The organism is Microcoleus sp. PH2017_05_CCC_O_A, from assembly GCF_020738785.1.
Classification (GTDB): domain Bacteria; phylum Cyanobacteriota; class Cyanobacteriia; order Cyanobacteriales; family Microcoleaceae; genus Microcoleus.
In genome coordinates this window covers 1-17,662 of sequence record NZ_JAEQCB010000167.1, presented here as the reverse complement: position 1 = coordinate 17,662, position 17,662 = coordinate 1, and the positions used below count along the sequence as shown (strand labels likewise).

Here is a 17,662-nt window from a genome sequence, read left to right as displayed (position 1 = left end):
GAAAATAAACGGCGCTCTAAACCCGGATTTGGTATGATTACTGATGGCTAATAACTAATGACTGATAACTCATAACTCATACATAACTAATAACTAATGACTGATAACTCCAAACCGCCGTTATACGAGATGAATCCGCTAGGTCGATTTTCCGATCGCGCCACGGATTATGTCAAATACCGCCCGAGTTATCCAGCCGCTGCGATCGATGCGATTTTAGCAGGACTTGGGGAACTTTCACAGTTAACCGCAGCCGATATCGGTGCAGGTACAGGAATTTCTTCCCGTTTGCTAGCAGAAAGAGAGGTTCGAGTATTAGCGATCGAACCCAATGCCGAGATGAGACAAGCGGCTGCACCTCATACTTTGGTAGAGTTTAGAGACGGAACTTCCGAAGCCACTAATTTGCCTGACCGATCGCTCGATTTAGTCGCGTGTTTCCAGTCTTTCCATTGGTTCAATCCTGTTTTAACTTTACCAGAATTTCGGCGAATTCTCAAGCCGTCGGGAAGGTTGGCTGTTGTTTGGAATTTGCGCGATCGCACGGATGCGCTGACAGAGGGCTACACTCAAATTGTTAAGAGCGCTTCTAAGAGCTATCCTGCCCAAAAGCACGATCGCTCGATCGAACCTTTGCTTGCGAGTGCAGATTTTACTGATGTGCGATCGATCGAATTTGCTAACAGACAAGATTTAGATTTAGCAGGGTTAATCGGGCGGGCACAAAGCTCATCTTATATGCCGAACTCCGGGCCTCCATTGCAGAAACTTATCTCGGATTTAACCGAACTTTATCAAGCTTACTGTGGCGATCGTGGCTTTGTTTCATTGGTTTACAAAACAATAGTTTATCTGGGAAATCCTACGGATTGTTAATTTTTTATATAATACCGATAAATGAAAATTTCTGTGATATGATGCTGGGCAAATTGGCGTGGCGATCGCTCGTTCGTTCAGTTGACAGTTGACAGTTGACAGTTGACAGCTACCTCTACCTGGAAGGAAGAGGATTGGAGTAATGAATAGTCTGATTTTAATTTATCCCGATCGGGATTGGGGCTTTAAACCAATTCTTTATGGTAAATTCAAGAATAAATAAAGGCGATCGCACAGCAGCACTAGGTAAGAACTCCATCTTTTGTAAGATGCTCAAACTAATCTCTTAAGATGAATCTATTTCTATTGATAGAGCCCGCAAAGTTGTTAACATTTGTAAAATGAGAAAAACATCCTATCCCAAAGCTTCATCTATGCAAACGTATGACGTGATTATCATAGGAGCAGGTCACAACGGGCTTGTCTGTGCGTCTTATCTCCTCAAAGCCGGATATACCGTTCTTTTGTTAGAAAAACGTTCCGTTCCCGGTGGCGCCGCGACTACCGAAGCTGCGATTCCCGAATTACCAGATTTTAAATTCAACTTGTGCGCGATCGACCACGAATTTATCCATTTAGGGCCAGTTGTAGAAGAGTTAGAACTGGAAAAATACGGATTAGAATATCTTTACTGCGATCCAGTGGCGTTTTGTCCGCATCCAGACGGCAAATATTTCTTGGCGCACGGTTCCGTAGAAAAAACTTGTGCAGAAATTGCCCGCTACAACGAACGCGATGCGAAAAAATATGCCGAATATACAGATTTTTGGCAGCGCGCTTTAAGCGCGATGATTCCGATGTTTAACGCGCCGCCAAAATCCATCATAGATATTGCCGGCAACTACGATATTGCCAAACTCAAAGACTTATTTTCAGTCATCGGTTCCCCAGACAAAACGCTGGACTTTATTCGCACGATGATTACCAGCGCTGAGGACATTCTCAACGAGTGGTTTGATGAGGAATTTTTGAAAGCACCTTTGGCAAGACTGGCCGCAGAGTTGGGCGCGCCTCCTTCACAAAAAACCATTGCTGTAGGCGCAATTATGATGGCAATGCGCCACAATCCCGGCATGGCGAGGCCGCGCGGAGGAACGGGTGCATTGGTGCAAGCGCTGGTCAATTTAGTGAAAAGCTATGCGGGTGTTATACTTACTGACCAGCACGTCGAGAAAATATTAGTTGATAATGGCCGCGCTGTCGGTGTTAGAGTTGCAGGCGGCACAGAATATCGAGCTACTAAAGGCGTCATTTCTAATATTGATGCGAAGCGTTTGTTTCTGCACTTGATGGATGATAGCGATGTTGACAGTGCCGATCCGAATTTGCGGGAAAGATTGGAGCGCAAAATTGTCAATAACAATGAGACAATTCTGAAAATAGATTTAGCTCTCAATGAAGTACCGAAGTTCGATCGCTGGAACCATAAAGACGAATATTTAATGGGTTCTGTGTTGATTGCTGATTCGGTGAAACACGTGGAAATTGCTCATACTCAGCCTGCGATCGGCAAAATCCCCGATTCCGATCCGTCGATGTATGTCGTGTTTCCGACGGTACGAGACCCGTCAATGGCTCCCCCCGGACACCATACGGCTTGGATTGAATTTTTTGCTCCTTACCAAATCGAAAATGCTGAAGGAACCGGCCAGCACGGTACGGGTTGGACGGACGAGCTGAAAAACAAAGTTGCCGATCGCTGCATTGACAAATTAGCAGAATACGCACCCAATATCAAGAACTCAATTATCGGCCGCCGCGTGGAAAGTCCGGCGGAATTGGGAGAGCGTTTGGGGGCGCTGAAGGGGAATTATTACCACGTTGACATGACGCTGGATCAGATGATATTTTTCCGTCCGTTACCCGAGTTGGCGAATTACAAAAGGGACGCAATACTGCTCGCGTGTTCATGCACTCGCAGCAGCCGATCGCGCAAACCTTGAGCGATGCGGCTAATTCTCTGAAATCGACGGCTAAGTCGGTGTTTCGGATTAATAATTAGAAGCTAAGAGGGCGGGCATTCCCCGCCCTTATTGATTTACTGCTTTTGGTAAGCTTAGTTGAAAAATAGGGTAATTTTATGTATAATTAAATACTAAGTTTTAGATAAAATTTAGATCAAAATAAAATCAGTAAGCTGTTATGTCGCCCGAGCTTGAACAAAGAGTTAACTATACTCTTGAAATGGATGGAAATTTTATCATTATTGAAAATGTGCCAGCCCGATTGTGTGTAGAAACAGGAGAGCGTTTTTTCTCACCAGAAACTGTAGAGCGACTACAGCAAATCATCTGGAAAGGAAAACAGCCAAGTCGCACGCTGGAAGTCCCAGTTTATGACTTTGTGTAGTTAGCAAATCTAGAGGAAGTGCAGGTAATGTCATCCCAACTTTTAAAAGATCGTTCTCAGGCTCTGGAGTTGGTTGAAATCGGCGACAGTCATCTCAAATTGGAACAAATCGAGCAAGCCGAAGAAAATTTTGCGAGAGCTTTTCAGATAGCCCAAACATTCCCGAATAACAGTCCTAAAGCTTTGCCTCAATGCTCAGTTTCTGTAAGACAGCAAGTGTTAAATGCGTTCATCCGCAGCTATGCTCAAGTAGAAAACTACGGTTCTGCTGTTCGGGTGGCACGAGGCATAGAAGATGAGGATTTTCAAGCTTGTGCGTTAAGTGCGATCGCGTCTCAAGTTGCAGCATCGGGACAAGCTGACTTAGCTCTCAGTATTGCCCAAACAATAGAAATTAACTATTATAAAGCTCTGGCTTCGATCGATATTTCTTGCAGCTACAGTCAGGCCAAACAAGCAAGCAAAGCTGCTGAAATATTGACTCAGATTGTCCGAATTGCTGGGGTCATAAAAAACGATCGAGAGCCAGCTTGGATGTTAACTCATCTTTCCTACTATGTCCAGGAAAATTTAGGACAGCTAGATACAGCTTTTGAGATTGCCCAACTGGTAGAAAATGACTGTGACAAAGCCTTGGTGTTAAATCGGCTTGCCCAAAAATATGCTCGATCGGGGAAATTTAAGCAAGCAATCCAGATTGCTGAAATAATAATAGATAACGAACAGAAAGAATTAGCTCTGGCTGGGATAGCTAGTGCATATGCCGAAGCAGGACAATCTGATGAAGCGCTGAAAATTGTGGCAACAATCGATAATTGGAAAACCTTTCCTCTGATTAAAATCATAAAAAATTATGCTGAATCTGGGGAATTTGACCTGGCCACGCAACTTACAGAAACTATCGAATACTCGGAAGATAATGACGATCGATATGAAGCATTCAATGCCATCACCGACGGCTACATTAAAGCAGAAAAATTTGAGCAAGCTATACAATTTGCTGGCAGCCTAGATGATAATTTCAACAAAACCGAGGCATTATCAGTAATTGCATATCGTTGCGCTGAGATCGGACAATTTGATCGAGCTTTTCAAGTTATTCAGACTATATATGAAATTAATGATAGTTCAGTATGTGATATTTTTTTAGAATGTATTTTTGACTTTGTTGCTAAGGCGGAAGAACGAGAGCGGGTGTTAAAGATTATTCAAACAATAGAAAATGAATCTTACAGAAATTGTATGTTAGGTTGGAGTGCTTGCGATTATGCTGATGCCGGAAAATTCGAGCAAGCTATAAGAATTGCTGAAATGGTAACAGATGACTCTCTTTCATCCTATGCGTTGAGCTGGCAAGTTGAAAGCGCGATTGCATCCAAGCAGTACGATCGAGCCGTTCAGCTTGCTCAAACAATACATGATATGAATTATCTACAATCAATCAGGTTGGGTAGGAATGTCATCGCTGTAGCTGAAGCGGGGCAGCTTGACCAAGCATTCACAATTGCCCGAACAATTAACGATAAGCATGAAAAAGCTCAGGCGTTGGCAAACGTTGCCTTGAGTTATGCGGAATCTGCACAACAGGAAAAAGCATCTGAAGTGTTTGCCGAAGCTGTTGAAGTAGCTCATTCTCTAGAGAATGTTTATCTAAAAATTACGAGTTTAGAAGTGATTGCTACTAATTTGTCTCGCACCGGACAAGTCTCACAAGCTGCGGAACTGCTTTCTCAGGCTATTCAGATTGTCTCAACAATTGAGAATGAGTTTAGGAAATTGGAATTACTGCGAGAGCTGAACTCTCAAATTAGGAAATTGACAAAAAGCTAATAATTTTGATGAGTCAGAAAAACTAAAATAGATAAATCCTCCTTTTTGTAGATGGAAATTCTGCCTCAAATAATGAGAAGCTTATATTAGCGTTACCCTTTTTTGAGCGATGACAAACCGAGTTTTGATTGTCGGCGGTCGGGGACGAATTGGCAACAGCGTTGCTCAAGACCTTGTTACCCACACCGACGCAGAAGTTACTATTACCGGACGCGATCCCAATGGCTCTCTTCCAGCAGAGTTGCCGTCGGATCGATCGCGCTATTTAGCTTTAGATTTAGCAGACAGTGCTGCTCTGCGCCAAGCGGTTTCATCCTCTAACCTCGTCGTGCACTGTGCCGGGCCTTTTCACTACCGAGATGCGGGCGTGCTGAAAACTTGCATCGAAGCAGGTGTTAATTATACCGATGTCAGCGACAGTCGCAGTTTTACTCGGAGAGCTTTAGACTGCCGGGAACTTGCTAAAAATGCCGGGGTGACAGCGATTATCAATACGGGCATTTTTCCGGGGGTTTCTAACAGCATGGTGCGCCGAGATGTGGAGCAATTAGATACCGCAGAACACATTCATTTGAGTTATGTTGTCGGCGGTTCTGGGGGTGCTGGCGTTACCGTCATGCGTACTACTTTTTTGGGTTTGCAAACTCCTTTTGATGTTTTGGTTGATGGCAAACTACAGCAAATCAAACCCTACACCGATCGCGAAACGATAGAATTTCCAGCACCCTACGGCAAAACAGGCGTTTACTGGTTCGATATGCCGGAAGCAATTACTTTGCCCGAAACTTTCCCAGTCAAAACAGTTATTACTAAATTTGGCACTTCTCCCGACCTTTACAATCACCTTACCTGGTTTGTTGCTAAATACTGGCCGGATAGCTGGCTGAAAAATAATTCAGTCATTGAGTTTTTGTCTTATGTCAGCTACGGGATGACTGCTGTTACCAATAATTTTAGCGGTGTGGGCGTGGCTGTGCGATCGCAAGTGAGCGGCATCAAAAACGGTCAACCCGCAAAAGTGCGATCGACAGCGGTACACCCGAATGCTGCCACAGCAACGGGCATCGGTACTGGCAGCATTGCTCAATTGATGTTAGAGGGCAAACTGACAAAACCGGGGGTTTGGTCGGTAGAACAGGCTCTTTCTACTGAGCTGTTTGAAGCAGCTATGCAGAACCGAAACCTCAACATAGAGCAGGTTTTCTTGTAGTTCGATCGGGTTTTTATAGGAAGTTTAGATGTTTGGTCAAGGGGCTTTTTTTGATGAACCTAAGAAGGACAGGCGAGACGCCTGTTCCACCTATAGCAATCAGATCGGATTGGCACAAGATAAAAACCTTTTTGTCTTGCGAGACTCCTTGTTGAACAAGGATTTCAGGATTTCTAGGACTAGCAAATCAATTAGGATTGCTATAGAAAGACCCAGAAGAGAAGAGTAAGGGTTTGAAATTGATAGGAAAACCGCTAGATGGGTTTTTTGTAGGAATGGGGATCGCCCCTCAGACAACCTCATAAAAGATGAGTTCCGCTTGTTTAACTAATCTATCTTTTGGTAGAAGTAATGGTAACAAGCAGGAGCTTAGTATGTTGCACATCACGATAAATATCTCTGTTCGCTCGATCGCTCTTTGGTAGCTGCGACAAAGATGGCGCTTTAACCAAGGTACTAGATGCGCGATCGCCCGATCGGGAAAACAAACACGACAATTTTTGCGACAAAATACGAGGAGACGTTGATATGAAGCGGGTTTTAAAAGCTCTTGGACAAACATTGAGTCAATAGATTTTAGAGGCGACCCCACGGATAAATTCGGGGGAAGAGAGGATTTTCGATTTTAGATTTGGGATTGATTCCACGGATAAATCACGTGGCGGGTACTATCAAGAAATTCTTGGTCAAAGCATTTTGCTGGTATTTTTCAGTCTAGGATGCACATAAACTCGATCGTGCGGGAGTTTTGTACCAGCGCTGCTGAATGCAGCGAAGTGTTTGGGTAAGGAACGCACGTGCGGACTTAAGTCCGCAGCCGGATTGCGGACTGAAGTCCGCACTACGAACTGTTTTTTTATGGTAATCGAGCGGACATCATATGACACTATTTTCAAGGCGAGTTTAGCAAAGTTATTGGGGATTTTTAGCCCCTCTCTACATCGGGAGGGGTATTTTTCGGCTGCGTTGAAATCGCTTTTTTCAGAAAGCAAGATTTGTGCGCGGTTGGTTGTCCGGCTGGGGGTGCAGCGGCTTGTGCAAGAAAATATATCTGTAGGGGCGAAGCATGACCGCAGTGAATATGAGATATAACTAATAACTTATATGCGGTCATGCTTCGCCCTCTTCAAACAAAAGTGAGATGCACCCTCCGGCTGGGGGTGCAAAAAAACTTATTAACAACGGAGTTTGAGATGGACATTATTTTTTGAATATTAGGCTTAAAATTAAACTAATTCAGGACTCAGGCATCGATCGCATATTTCGGTCATTCTTCGCAATCTGCGCCATTCTATCCCAGCCGGAGCGTAAAGCGTCGGTTGCTTCAAGTCCGATAATTGTTAAGAATCTAAATCCTTTCATTCAAAATCGGTATAACTTGTGGATGCAATGTTGGAAAGAGCTTGGACACTCAAGCAAAATTTAATTGACTTTGTGCTGGATGCTGAGGGAGAGTTGGCGGTAGCTTTAGAAGCTTTTGCCGCAATTCGCTCGACGGGCGAGCGCTACGATATTGCTCAACAAAATCAGGTAATTGACAGTTTTACAGTCGAAGGTAAAGTCGGAAACAAAACGCCGATCGACCTTTTTGTCGAAAGTCAGCCCGATTTAACCGAGGGCGAGATCAGTTTGCTAAAAAGTTGGGGTCAAAAAAGCTTCACCGGCTTGTTTGAAATTACTCAAATTTCCCCTGACAGCTTCGAGGTGACAAACTGGCTGACGGCGAAGCACTACAATGTCAAGCCCAACAGCGCTAATTTCCTCCCAGAAATGTCTCGCTTTAAGTTAGGAGAAATCTTGCGGGCTCGGATTGCGCCTCTCACCGATGAGGCGTGGATACTCTCAGGGCCTCCGATTCCCATGGGGAAATTGGGCAAGCCGAAGTTGGCGGTGGCGATCGGCAATTTCAAGCAAAATTACAAAAATAACCTGTACAGCGACGCCCCAGAACTGTTAGAGCAAGCTTGGAAGTCGGTAGAACAGTATCACGACGATTTTACCGAATTTTTTGGCGGCGACGAAGTGACGCTATCGGGATATCACCTCAACAAACAGTTGGGCGAATTTCAGGAGGTAATGACTAAAAAACGCCTCGCTGATATCGGCATCGATCAAAGTAAATCTCTCGCGGATATCGTTGAAGATGCCGGAATCGATCCCGAAGAAATCAAAGCAGTCGCGATCGCAGCAGCAGGCGCCGATACTAAAGCAGTTGAGGTGGCGATCGACAGCAATGCGAGTTCAAAAATGGTAACGCCGAAAGTCGAATTGCCCGATCGCTTCAAAAAAGCCGAAAAGGTGACAGCGCTTTCTCATTCCCGCTGGGGACAAACCTTTTTGTCTAACTACAGCCAGTTTACCGAAATGCTCGCAGCCGAGGACTTTTCCACCATTCCCGGTTACGAGAAAATGGTTCGCAGCTATCTAGAAGATCCGGCAATTAATGCCTGGATTTGGTGGCGGTTAGCTAAAGTTAATCCAGCGAAATTATCACAAATCTTGCAAACAGTATTGCAGCGCACAGACTTTCAGATCGAGACCGATTTAGATTCCCTACTGCAAGAGTATAAAAAACCCTTAGAACCCGAACTCCCGGAAATCGCTAGCGTTCCCCTGCACCTGCACAACTTGTTTCAGGAAGCTTTAGGCGAAGTTCACAAGTCAAAGTCCAAGCCGCAGGACAAAAAGAAAAGCTCTAAGGGCTTTAAATCGTGATTGTGCGATCGCGATGGGGACGAACTCACCGCATTTGATATGAGAGTCGGTTTTAACCGACTTTAGCTTTGAGGCAGGGGTTTAAACCCCTGCCGGACTCCGGCACCAGTCAAAAGCTCGATCGAGCTTTTATTCCTAATCGGGCTGCGCCGACTCACCAAGCAGTCTCACAATAGAAAATTCAAAACTATTAATTAAGTTTGTAGTGAGGACTTTAGTCCTTCTTCACTCCAACCGGAAGGACTGAAGTCCTGACTACAAACCTGTTCTTTTCACTCTTCAACTTGTCTGACAGCCATGCGTTGCAGCGGCAGGCTGAGGATGCTAGAAGCAGTCAACAAATAAGAAAGAACAGTAGTCAGCTTCAAACTCAGCAACAACCAGCTATCCTCTGGCAAGTGAAGTTTCAGCCCGAAAACAGATATGCAGTAAACTATCCAGTAAGTAAAGCTCATCTTGATCAGGATTTCTTCGCTCAAAGTACGCGCGGCGAAGCTATCCCCTAGGGAATCGTCAGCCCCGTCAGAGGAGGCATTATCGCTCAGCACGACTAGACCCGCAATAGCAGCGACAAAAGAAACGATCACCAGATTGTCATGCCAGTTAAGCTCAAGCATTTCTAAAACTCCGCTTTTATCGTAATTTTTGGAATTAGACATCAGTCTAAAGGATAAGTTTTCCCGTTCCAAGCAATAGTTACAATTTGACACAGCCACAGTTACAAATCGCAATGAAAATTCACCGCAACCGCCCGCCACAGGCTCGTTTAGTCAATCGCAAAGGACAATTCACCTTGGGTGTTGTCAAATTGGGAGTACCTCGCCTGCATTTTGCCGATCTATATCACAGGCTGCTAACTCTTTCTTGGCCACAATTTTTCATGCTGATTTGTCTGTCGTATGTACTCACAAATTCTTTATTTGCCTTAGCTTACTTAGCGGGAGGAGATTGCATTGCTAATGCACGGCCTGGTTCATTCAAAGATGCTTTTTATTTCAGCGTGCAAACAATGGCGACAATCGGCTACGGTGCCATGTATCCGCGCACCGAGTACGCTAATACTATAGTTGCGATCGAAGCGTTTTTTGGTTTGTGGGGAGTCGCAATGGTGACGGGACTGGCTTTTTCAAGATTTTCTCGAGCAACCGCTAGAGTTATCTTCAGCCGCGTAGCTATAATCGCTCCTTTCAACGGCGTTCCGACTCTGATGTACCGCGCAGGAAATCAGCGCTTCAACCAAATTTTAGAAGCACAGCAGCGAGCTACTTTAATCCGCGACGAAGTAACATCGGAAGGAGAATATATGCGGCGTTTTTACGATTTGCAATTAATGCGGAGTCAATCTCCTATTTTTGCCTTAACTTGGACGGTAATGCACACAATTGATGAGAACAGTCCTTTGTACCAACTTACCGCCAAAGATTTGATCGAGCAGCACGCCGAAATTGTAATTACGCTAACGGGAATTGACGAGACAGTTTCGCAAACTATACACGCGCGACATTCTTTTGTAGCGTCAGAAATTGTGTGGAATATGCGGTTTGTAGATATTATTTCGAGAACTCCGGATGGCGGGCGGGTGGTTGATTATACTCGGTTTCACGATGTGAAGCCTGTGGAATAGAAGTTTTGATTTAGCGCTAGAATTAGGTGTATTGCAACACAAGCCGTAGGGACACGGCACTGCCGTGTCCCTACCTCTGTTAGATTTAGCCAGTCCTAGAAGACCTGTAGGGCAAAACAAGTTAATATTTATGAACTCAATAACTGCGAACATGACACTGAAAGAATTGCAACCGCAACTTTTGGCGTTAACTCCTGAAGAAAAGACTCAAGCTATACTATTTTTAGCCCAAAGTTTAACCAACTTTTGGTCTGGAATTCAAAAGACTCCCGGCGTGTGCGGTGGCGATGCTTGCATCAGACAAACGCGCATTCCTGTTTGGGTGTTGGTGAATGCTCGCCGTTTAGGTATTTCTGAATCTGAACTGTTAGAAGATTATCCGACTCTGCGTGCCACTGACTTGGCAAATGCTTGGGCATATGCTGAGGCATATCCTGACGAGATTGAAACAGCAATTCAAGAAAATGAGGATGATTGAAAAGTGGCACGTTTTTATATTTGTTGAATGAAGTTATGAGTTACATTATTATCTATTCTTGGCTGGCAATGCGTACTATACAATTGGCACTTAAATAGGCTCAATAAATCTGGGTGGCAAGTGCTAGAATAGTTTGACGATCACCAAACATATATTTTTTACCACTTAGTACGAATAACGAACATGACACTAAAAGAATTACAACCGCAACTCCTGGCGCTAAGTCCAGAGGAAAAAACTCAAGCTATACAATTTTTAGCCCAAAGTTTAAGTAACTTTTGGTCGGAAATTCAAAAGACTCCCGGCGTAATGGGCGGCGAAGCTTGTATCAGACAAACGCGGATTCCTGTTTGGCTGTTAATAAGTTATCGCCGTCAAGGTGCTAGCGATGCTCATATTTTAGAAGGTCATCCGGATCTGAGTGCTGCCGATTTGGTAAATGCTTTTGCTTATGCTGAGGCACACATTGAAGAGATCGATCGAGGTATTCTAGAACAAGAAAAAGAAAGCGACACCTAAACGATTGTTAGAAACCCATAAGTATTAAAATAAATAAAAGACTCCTTGTAATATGCGAATAATTCATACTGCTGACTGGCATTTGGGACGACGTTTTCGAGGGATCGATCGCACTTCTGAAATTGCGATCGCCCTAGAACAAATATTGAAACAAGCCAAGGAGCTCGATGTTGATGCCGTGTTGGTCGCCGGTGACATTTTCGACGTTCCCAACCCTCCAGCCTATGCTGAGCGCATTGCCTATCAATTTTTCTGCGAACTCCAAGCTGCCGAAATTCCCGCAATTGCGATCGCCGGCAATCACGATTCAGCATCCCGCATCGACAGCATCGCGCAACTGCTATCCCTTGCCGGCGTTCGCGCTTTAGGTAAACCCAGGCGATCGGCAGACGGTGGCAGCATTACTCTGAATACCAAAAATGGTAAACTATGCGTAGGAGCGATGCCTTTTGCTTCCGAACAAAGACTCTTAGATGCCAATTCTCTGTGGCACTCTGGCGACGCCAACCGCCGTCAAGATTACCGCGAGATTGTAGCAGATTTACTGCAAAATTTAACCACAGATTTTCGAGACAATACTGTGAATATGCTGATGGGACACATGAGCATTGACGGTGCTCGCTTGACTAAATCCGAAGTCGCTTATTACACGCGGGAAAAATACCTGCACCCGTCGCAAACTCTGCCGCCAGAAGCTCAGTATGTAGCCCTCGGACACATCCACATTCACCAGCGCATTGCTAAGAATTCTCCCGCTTATTATTCCGGTTCTTTGATTCAGTTAGATTTTGGAGAAGCCGAACAGGAAAAAGGATTTTGCTTGATCGAAGTTGAGCCGGGAAGTCAAGCCAAAGTAGAATTTAGACCGGTGGCTTGCCACAAACCGTTAAAAGTGCTTCAATGTGATAATGACAATCTCGATCAAATTTTAGAAGCTCATCAATATCATCCTGGTTTTTTGAAGGTAATTGTCGAATTGGATAGCCCGCAAATCGGATTAGCCGATCGCGTGCGGCAAATCTGTTCTCAAGCGCTGTTAATTGAACCGCGCTATCGGGATGCACCGCTAGAACCAACAGAGAGCACTAATATCGATCCCAACAACTTCGATCCAGCAGCAGAGTTCTGCAACTATTATCAAAACCGCTTGGGAACGACACCACAACCCGCTGTATTGGAGGGATTTGAGAATTTGTACAAGAAGTTTAAGGAAACAGTTAATAGTTAAATAGGTAATTGGTAATTGGTGATGGGTAATTGGTAATTCTTTGCCATTGCTCGCGAGCTCGCGAACAAACTTGATAAGGGGAGCATCTCAGTTTTAATTTTATAGTGCTGTCCCCGCTCGCAATCTATCCAACACTCTCGAGCGGGGACAGCACTGTAAAGAAATTGTTTTTTTGCAAAAGTGAGATGCTCTCCTTGATAAGTACCCTAAAACTCCGAACAACGTAATTGTAAAAATCCCGAAATCTAAAATCCAAAATCTCAAATCTAAAATCAGTATGCGTCCACTAGAACTTTTGCTCGAAGGATTTACCAGCTTCCGCCGGGAACAGCGCTTAGATTTTTCTCAACTCGATTTGTTTGCAATTACTGGTGCTACTGGTGCGGGCAAATCTTCACTGCTAGATGCCATGACTTACGCGCTTTTTGGTACGACAAATCGCAGTGGCAAACAAGTAGCTGATTTGGTAAGTCAAGGAAGCGAAAATTTAAAGGTGCAGTTGCGTTTTGCTGTGGGTTTGGCACAGTATCGGGTGACGCGGAGATGGCGTTTTCGTCCGAAATCTCCCGAGAATAAGGTGATTTTGGAATGTTGGCAAGATGGCAATTGGGAAACTTTGGGGACGAGTATTGTTGCTGTTCAAAATACGATTGAACAGATTTTGGGGATGGATTTTGATACTTTTACAAGAGCCATTATTCTGCCTCAAGGCAAGTTTGATGAGTTTATTAAAGGAGATACTTCTAAACGCCGGGAAATTTTGCGGCAGCTAGCGGGATTTGAGATTTTTGAGCAGATGCGGAAGGAAGCAAACGAACTCGCGAAGTTGCTGAAACAGGAACGGGAAATGGTGGAAAGACAGTTGGCTGAGTTGAGCGCTCCGGCGGCGAATGAGGTGGAGCTAAAACGATCGCAACTTTGGATTTTAGAGCAGCAATTACCTCAGTTCGAGCGCGCTGTTATGGAAGCTCAGAAGGCTGTGGATGAAGAAGAACAGCTATTTTCCCAAATCACTCGCTGGCAAGAGTTGCAACAAGAATTAGCGCAATTAAATGCTAGTTCCGCCGAGATTACAATTTTAGCACAGCGTTTAGAAAGAGCGCAAGCTGCGAACCATTTACAGGGAGATTGGGCTTTATTGCGATCGGCTCGCAGTCAGTATGAAACTGCCGAAAGTGCTGCTTTATCAGCGCGGGAGCGGTTAACTAAAGCTCGCTCGGAGCTAGCAACAGAGCAGCAGCAATTTGAAGCAGCCAAAGCCAAATCTGAGGTATTAGCACCACAAATTAAGGCTCGCGAAGATGCTCTGGCTGCTGCAAAAGTATATGAAGAACAGCGCACTCAATTAGACAAAGAAGTTGCCCTCGCCCAGAAAAATCAACAGGAAAAACTGCGGTTTCTTCAAGTAGCAGATAAAGAACTGCAAGCTGCTAATACTAAAATTCAGGCGGCTGGTTTTCGGGTTACTCAAGTAGCGGCAATGCTCGAAAAGTATTCGCCCGGAGGAAAGCGTTTTGAAAAATTGCAGGAAGTTGCACCTTTATTGATGGAACTTCAACTAATTGCCAAACAGGTAAAAACTCAGCGCGAACAGTTGAATAAATCTGTCGCCGAAAAAGCCAGCGCCGAACAGAATTACGTGCAGGTTGCGACTAATTTAGCAGCAGCAGAAATCAGGCTAAAAGAGTGCAGTGCCGAGTTAGAAGCGGTGGAAACTGCTAATGCGGAAGCGGCGCGTTTAGAGAGTGTTGCTGCTGTCAGGATGTCGCTGAATGCTGGCGATACTTGCCCGGTGTGCGGGGGGGTGCATCCTGAGAGCGATTTGCTCCCTGCTTTGCCGATTTCTAAGATTGTCGATGTTGCTGGTTTGCGCCGGAAAGTGGCGGCTGCAAATCAGGTTTTGCCAACTGCTCAAATGGCGGTGGCTGAGGGGAAAAGCGCAGTTTTTGCCTGCGAGCAAAAACAGTCAGAAATTGCTCTAGCATTGGAATTGACAGAGAAGAGAGTTGCTCAGTTGCAGCAGCAAATCACTCAAGTTCTGGAAAATCCGCAGTGGGAAGTCTTGCAGTTGCAGCAGGAGTTGGTTATACTTGCAGATAGCGATCGCCAATACCGCGAAACCGAGCAGCAATTCCAACTCGCATCCTTTGAATATAATAATTACGAACAAAGATTTAATTTTGCAGCGACGACTCAAGCAGCTAAACAGCAAGAATATCAAGATGCGATCGCCGAATCAGACCGTCGGAAGCAGCAGTTGCAAAGTTGTGTGAATGCGCTTTATCAAATTACGGAATATCAACCCTATGCTAATTTAGCAAAAGCTTTAGCAGAAGACAAGCAAGAGTTGGCAAATCTGCTGACAACTGCCGAAAAATCGTATCAAACCGCTCAAAATACTGCTATTCAAGCAGCCGAGAGAGAGCAACAAGCGGGGGAGGTTTTCGCACAAGCCCAAGCTAGCAAACAGCAGTTAAACCAGGATTGGTTAGCAAAATTAACAGCGGCTGATTTCACAGAAGAGACGTTTCTAGCAGCGGTGGCGCCCGTTAGCGAACAATCGCAGTGGGAAAATGCGATTCGGTGTGTACGCGAGTCAAAAATTCAGTTGGAGACGCGGGCGAAGGATTTAAGCGAGGCGATCGCAGGCAGGACTACCGATGAAGATATATTAGCACAAGTGCGATCGGCAAAACACGCCGCCCAAGAAAAATTCAAACAAGCCAACAACAACCGCGCCGAACTTTTAGCGTGGATTCAAGTAGCAGCCCAAACCCTCGAACAAGCCGAAAGACTGTCCCAGCAAATTACAAATTTCACAGAACAAGAGCAAACCTATCACACCTTAGCGCAGAATCTGAAATCCAACGAATTTCAATCCTACATCTTAGAACATTTAGAAGCAGAATTAGTCGGCAGCGCCACCTTGATTTTGCAAGAATTAACCGAAAATCGGTACAAGTTAAAAAACCAAGACGGCGAATACTGGGTAACAGATAATTGGAATGGCGGCGAAGCTAGACGAGTGCGAACCCTTTCCGGTGGCGAAACATTTGCCACTTCCCTATCAATGGCTTTAGCTTTATCAGAAAAACTATCTCAAGGAGCTCAACTGGGCAGCTTATTTCTGGATGAAGGATTCGGCACTTTAGATGCAGAAACCCTCGAAAGCGTCACTCAAATTTTAGAATCGTTGCGGCAGCGAGAAAGGCTAATTGGAGTGATTACTCACGTTAGAGGATTGGGTGAAAGATTGCCCGCACAAGTTAAAGTATTTAAGTCGCCCCAAGGTTCTAGAATAGAAATAGAAAGAGTTTAAAAGACCGGGCGGTTGGAAACCGCGTCTACACAAGCAAAACCCGCCTCCGCGGGTTGAAGATTTGCCCGTTAAAATTATGTTTTTTTTCTTCAGTTGTTTTCTTCAGTCCGCGGAGGCGGACTTCCCTTGTGTAGACGCGGTTTCAACCGCCGTATACAAACAAAATTAATCCTAAAAACAGACTTAAATTAAATGAAAAATTACCCAACTCGAATGCAATCAGTACAATCGCCAATCATCCCAGTAGTAGGCGAACTAATCCGGCAAAATCCGGGAACGATATCCTTAGGACAAGGCATAGTTTACTACAATCCGCCCCAAGAATCATTTGAAAAAATCCCCGACTTCTTCGCAAATCCCGACAATCATAAATACAAAGCAGTCGAAGGAATCCCAGAATTACAAGATGCCATCGCGGCCAAACTCAAAACAGATAACGGCATAGAAATTAACACCCAAAACTGCATAGTCGTTACCGCCGGCAGCAATATGGGATTTACCAATGCCATTCTCGCCATCACCTCGGCGGGAGACGAAGTTATCATTCAATCACCTTATTATTTCAACCACGAAATGGCTGCTGTCATGGCAAATTGCCGTCCCGTGATAGTAGAAACTGACGCCAACTATCAACTCAATATTGTTGCGATTAAAAAAGCAATCACCGAAAAAACGCGAGCAATTGTCACCATTTCACCTAACAACCCAACAGGCGCGGTTTATTCTGCCGAATCTCTCCGGGAAGTGAACGAGATTTGCCGCCAACACAATATTTATCACATCAGTGATGAAGCCTACGAATATTTTACCTATGACGGCGTGAAACACTGTTCGCCCGCAAGTTTTTCCAACAGCAGCGAACATACAATTTCCCTGTTTAGCCTTTCCAAAGCCTACGGTTTTGCGAGTTGGCGCATCGGGTATATGGTAATTCCACAGCATTTGCTGGTTTCGGTGAGGAAAATTCAAGATACCATCTTAATTTGTCCGCCGGTAATTTCCCAGTATGCAGCCCTGGGAGCCTTGCAAGTTGGTAGAGGTTACTGCGATAATTATGTAAGGGCGATCGCATTTGTGCGCCAACTCGTATTAGACGAACTCAATACCATCCAAAATCTGTGTACAATTTCCCCAGCCGCCGGGGCTTTCTACTTTTTCTTGAAAGTTGACACCGAACTCGATACAATGGAATTAGTAGAGCGATTAATTCGCGAACATCAAGTAGCAGTGCTTCCCGGCACAACCTTCGGTATGGATAGCGGCTGCTATTTGCGCGTTGCTTACGGTGCCCTAGAAATTGCAACAGCAGCCGCAGGAATTAGCAGGCTTGTCAAAGGTTTGAAGACAATTTTAAACCAGTAACATAGGATATTAAAAAATGGTTGCAACTAACTTTAAATCTGAACGCATTCTTGAGAATGCCTCCGTTGAAAAAATTGCTACTTTGCGTGCTTTGATGGCAAACTATGACTTAGATTGCTATTTCATCCCAGCAGTTGACGAACACTTAAATT

The 17,662-nt window shown here is 44.7% G+C and carries 13 protein-coding genes and 1 pseudogene; 12 read left to right on the top strand and 2 right to left on the bottom strand.

What is annotated here, in order from left to right:
* Nucleotides 1-96 precede the first annotated feature (96 nt).
* The 5 genes and pseudogenes from JGK20_RS28510 to JGK20_RS28490 all read left to right on the top strand — a co-directional run bounded on the left by JGK20_RS28510 (nucleotide 97) and on the right by JGK20_RS28490 (nucleotide 6,265).
* A complete protein-coding gene (locus tag JGK20_RS28510) occupies nucleotides 97-876 on the top strand; it encodes a class I SAM-dependent methyltransferase (protein ID WP_293232987.1) in 780 nt (259 codons plus the stop codon).
* Between the two features lie 374 nt (nucleotides 877-1,250).
* Nucleotides 1,251-2,878: pseudogene (locus JGK20_RS28505) on the top strand (NAD(P)/FAD-dependent oxidoreductase).
* 140 nt (nucleotides 2,879-3,018) lie between these two features.
* Entirely contained in the window at nucleotides 3,019-3,225 is a 207-nt protein-coding gene (locus tag JGK20_RS28500; RefSeq protein ID WP_293186002.1) for a YgiT-type zinc finger protein, read from the top strand.
* 27 nt (nucleotides 3,226-3,252) lie between these two features.
* Entirely contained in the window at nucleotides 3,253-5,055 is a 1,803-nt protein-coding gene (locus JGK20_RS28495; RefSeq protein ID WP_293186004.1) for a hypothetical protein, read from the top strand.
* Between the two features lie 109 nt (nucleotides 5,056-5,164).
* Complete coding sequence (locus JGK20_RS28490) at nucleotides 5,165-6,265, top strand: saccharopine dehydrogenase NADP-binding domain-containing protein (RefSeq protein ID WP_293232985.1); 1,101 nt, start codon at nucleotides 5,165-5,167, stop codon at nucleotides 6,263-6,265.
* Nucleotides 6,266-6,951: 686 nt separating this feature from the next.
* On the opposite strand, the gene JGK20_RS28485 is transcribed toward JGK20_RS28490, so the two are convergent.
* Nucleotides 6,952-7,161, bottom strand: coding sequence for a hypothetical protein (locus tag JGK20_RS28485; protein ID WP_293232983.1), 210 nt, complete (start codon nucleotides 7,159-7,161; stop codon nucleotides 6,952-6,954).
* Nucleotides 7,162-7,654: 493 nt separating this feature from the next.
* On the opposite strand from JGK20_RS28485, the gene JGK20_RS28480 reads away from it, so the two are divergent.
* A complete protein-coding gene (locus JGK20_RS28480) occupies nucleotides 7,655-8,980 on the top strand; it encodes a hypothetical protein (protein ID WP_366039611.1) in 1,326 nt (441 codons plus the stop codon).
* Nucleotides 8,981-9,252: 272 nt separating this feature from the next.
* On the opposite strand, the gene JGK20_RS28475 is transcribed toward JGK20_RS28480, so the two are convergent.
* A complete protein-coding gene (locus JGK20_RS28475) occupies nucleotides 9,253-9,597 on the bottom strand; it encodes a hypothetical protein (RefSeq protein WP_293232979.1) in 345 nt (114 codons plus the stop codon).
* Between the two features lie 113 nt (nucleotides 9,598-9,710).
* Here JGK20_RS28475 and JGK20_RS28470 point away from each other — a divergent pair, with 113 nt between their 5' ends.
* The 6 genes from JGK20_RS28470 (at nucleotide 9,711) to JGK20_RS28445 (ending at nucleotide 17,510) form a co-directional block, all read left to right on the top strand.
* A complete protein-coding gene (locus JGK20_RS28470) occupies nucleotides 9,711-10,604 on the top strand; it encodes an ion channel (RefSeq protein WP_293186013.1) in 894 nt (297 codons plus the stop codon).
* A gap of 151 nt (nucleotides 10,605-10,755) precedes the next feature.
* Nucleotides 10,756-11,082 carry a DUF433 domain-containing protein gene (locus JGK20_RS28465; RefSeq protein WP_293186036.1) on the top strand — a complete coding sequence of 109 codons (327 nt, stop codon included), beginning with the start codon at nucleotides 10,756-10,758 and terminating at the stop codon, nucleotides 11,080-11,082.
* Nucleotides 11,083-11,265: 183 nt separating this feature from the next.
* On the top strand, nucleotides 11,266-11,601 hold the full coding sequence (locus JGK20_RS28460; protein WP_293186015.1) for a DUF433 domain-containing protein: 336 nt from the start codon (nucleotides 11,266-11,268) through the stop codon (nucleotides 11,599-11,601).
* 52 nt (nucleotides 11,602-11,653) lie between these two features.
* Nucleotides 11,654-12,829, top strand: coding sequence for an exonuclease SbcCD subunit D (locus tag JGK20_RS28455; RefSeq protein ID WP_293232977.1), 1,176 nt, complete (start codon nucleotides 11,654-11,656; stop codon nucleotides 12,827-12,829).
* Nucleotides 12,830-13,106: 277 nt separating this feature from the next.
* Nucleotides 13,107-16,148 carry an SMC family ATPase gene (locus JGK20_RS28450; protein WP_293232975.1) on the top strand — a complete coding sequence of 1,014 codons (3,042 nt, stop codon included), beginning with the start codon at nucleotides 13,107-13,109 and terminating at the stop codon, nucleotides 16,146-16,148.
* A gap of 192 nt (nucleotides 16,149-16,340) precedes the next feature.
* Entirely contained in the window at nucleotides 16,341-17,510 is a 1,170-nt protein-coding gene (locus JGK20_RS28445) for a pyridoxal phosphate-dependent aminotransferase (RefSeq protein ID WP_293232973.1), read from the top strand.
* Nucleotides 17,511-17,662 lie beyond the last annotated feature (152 nt).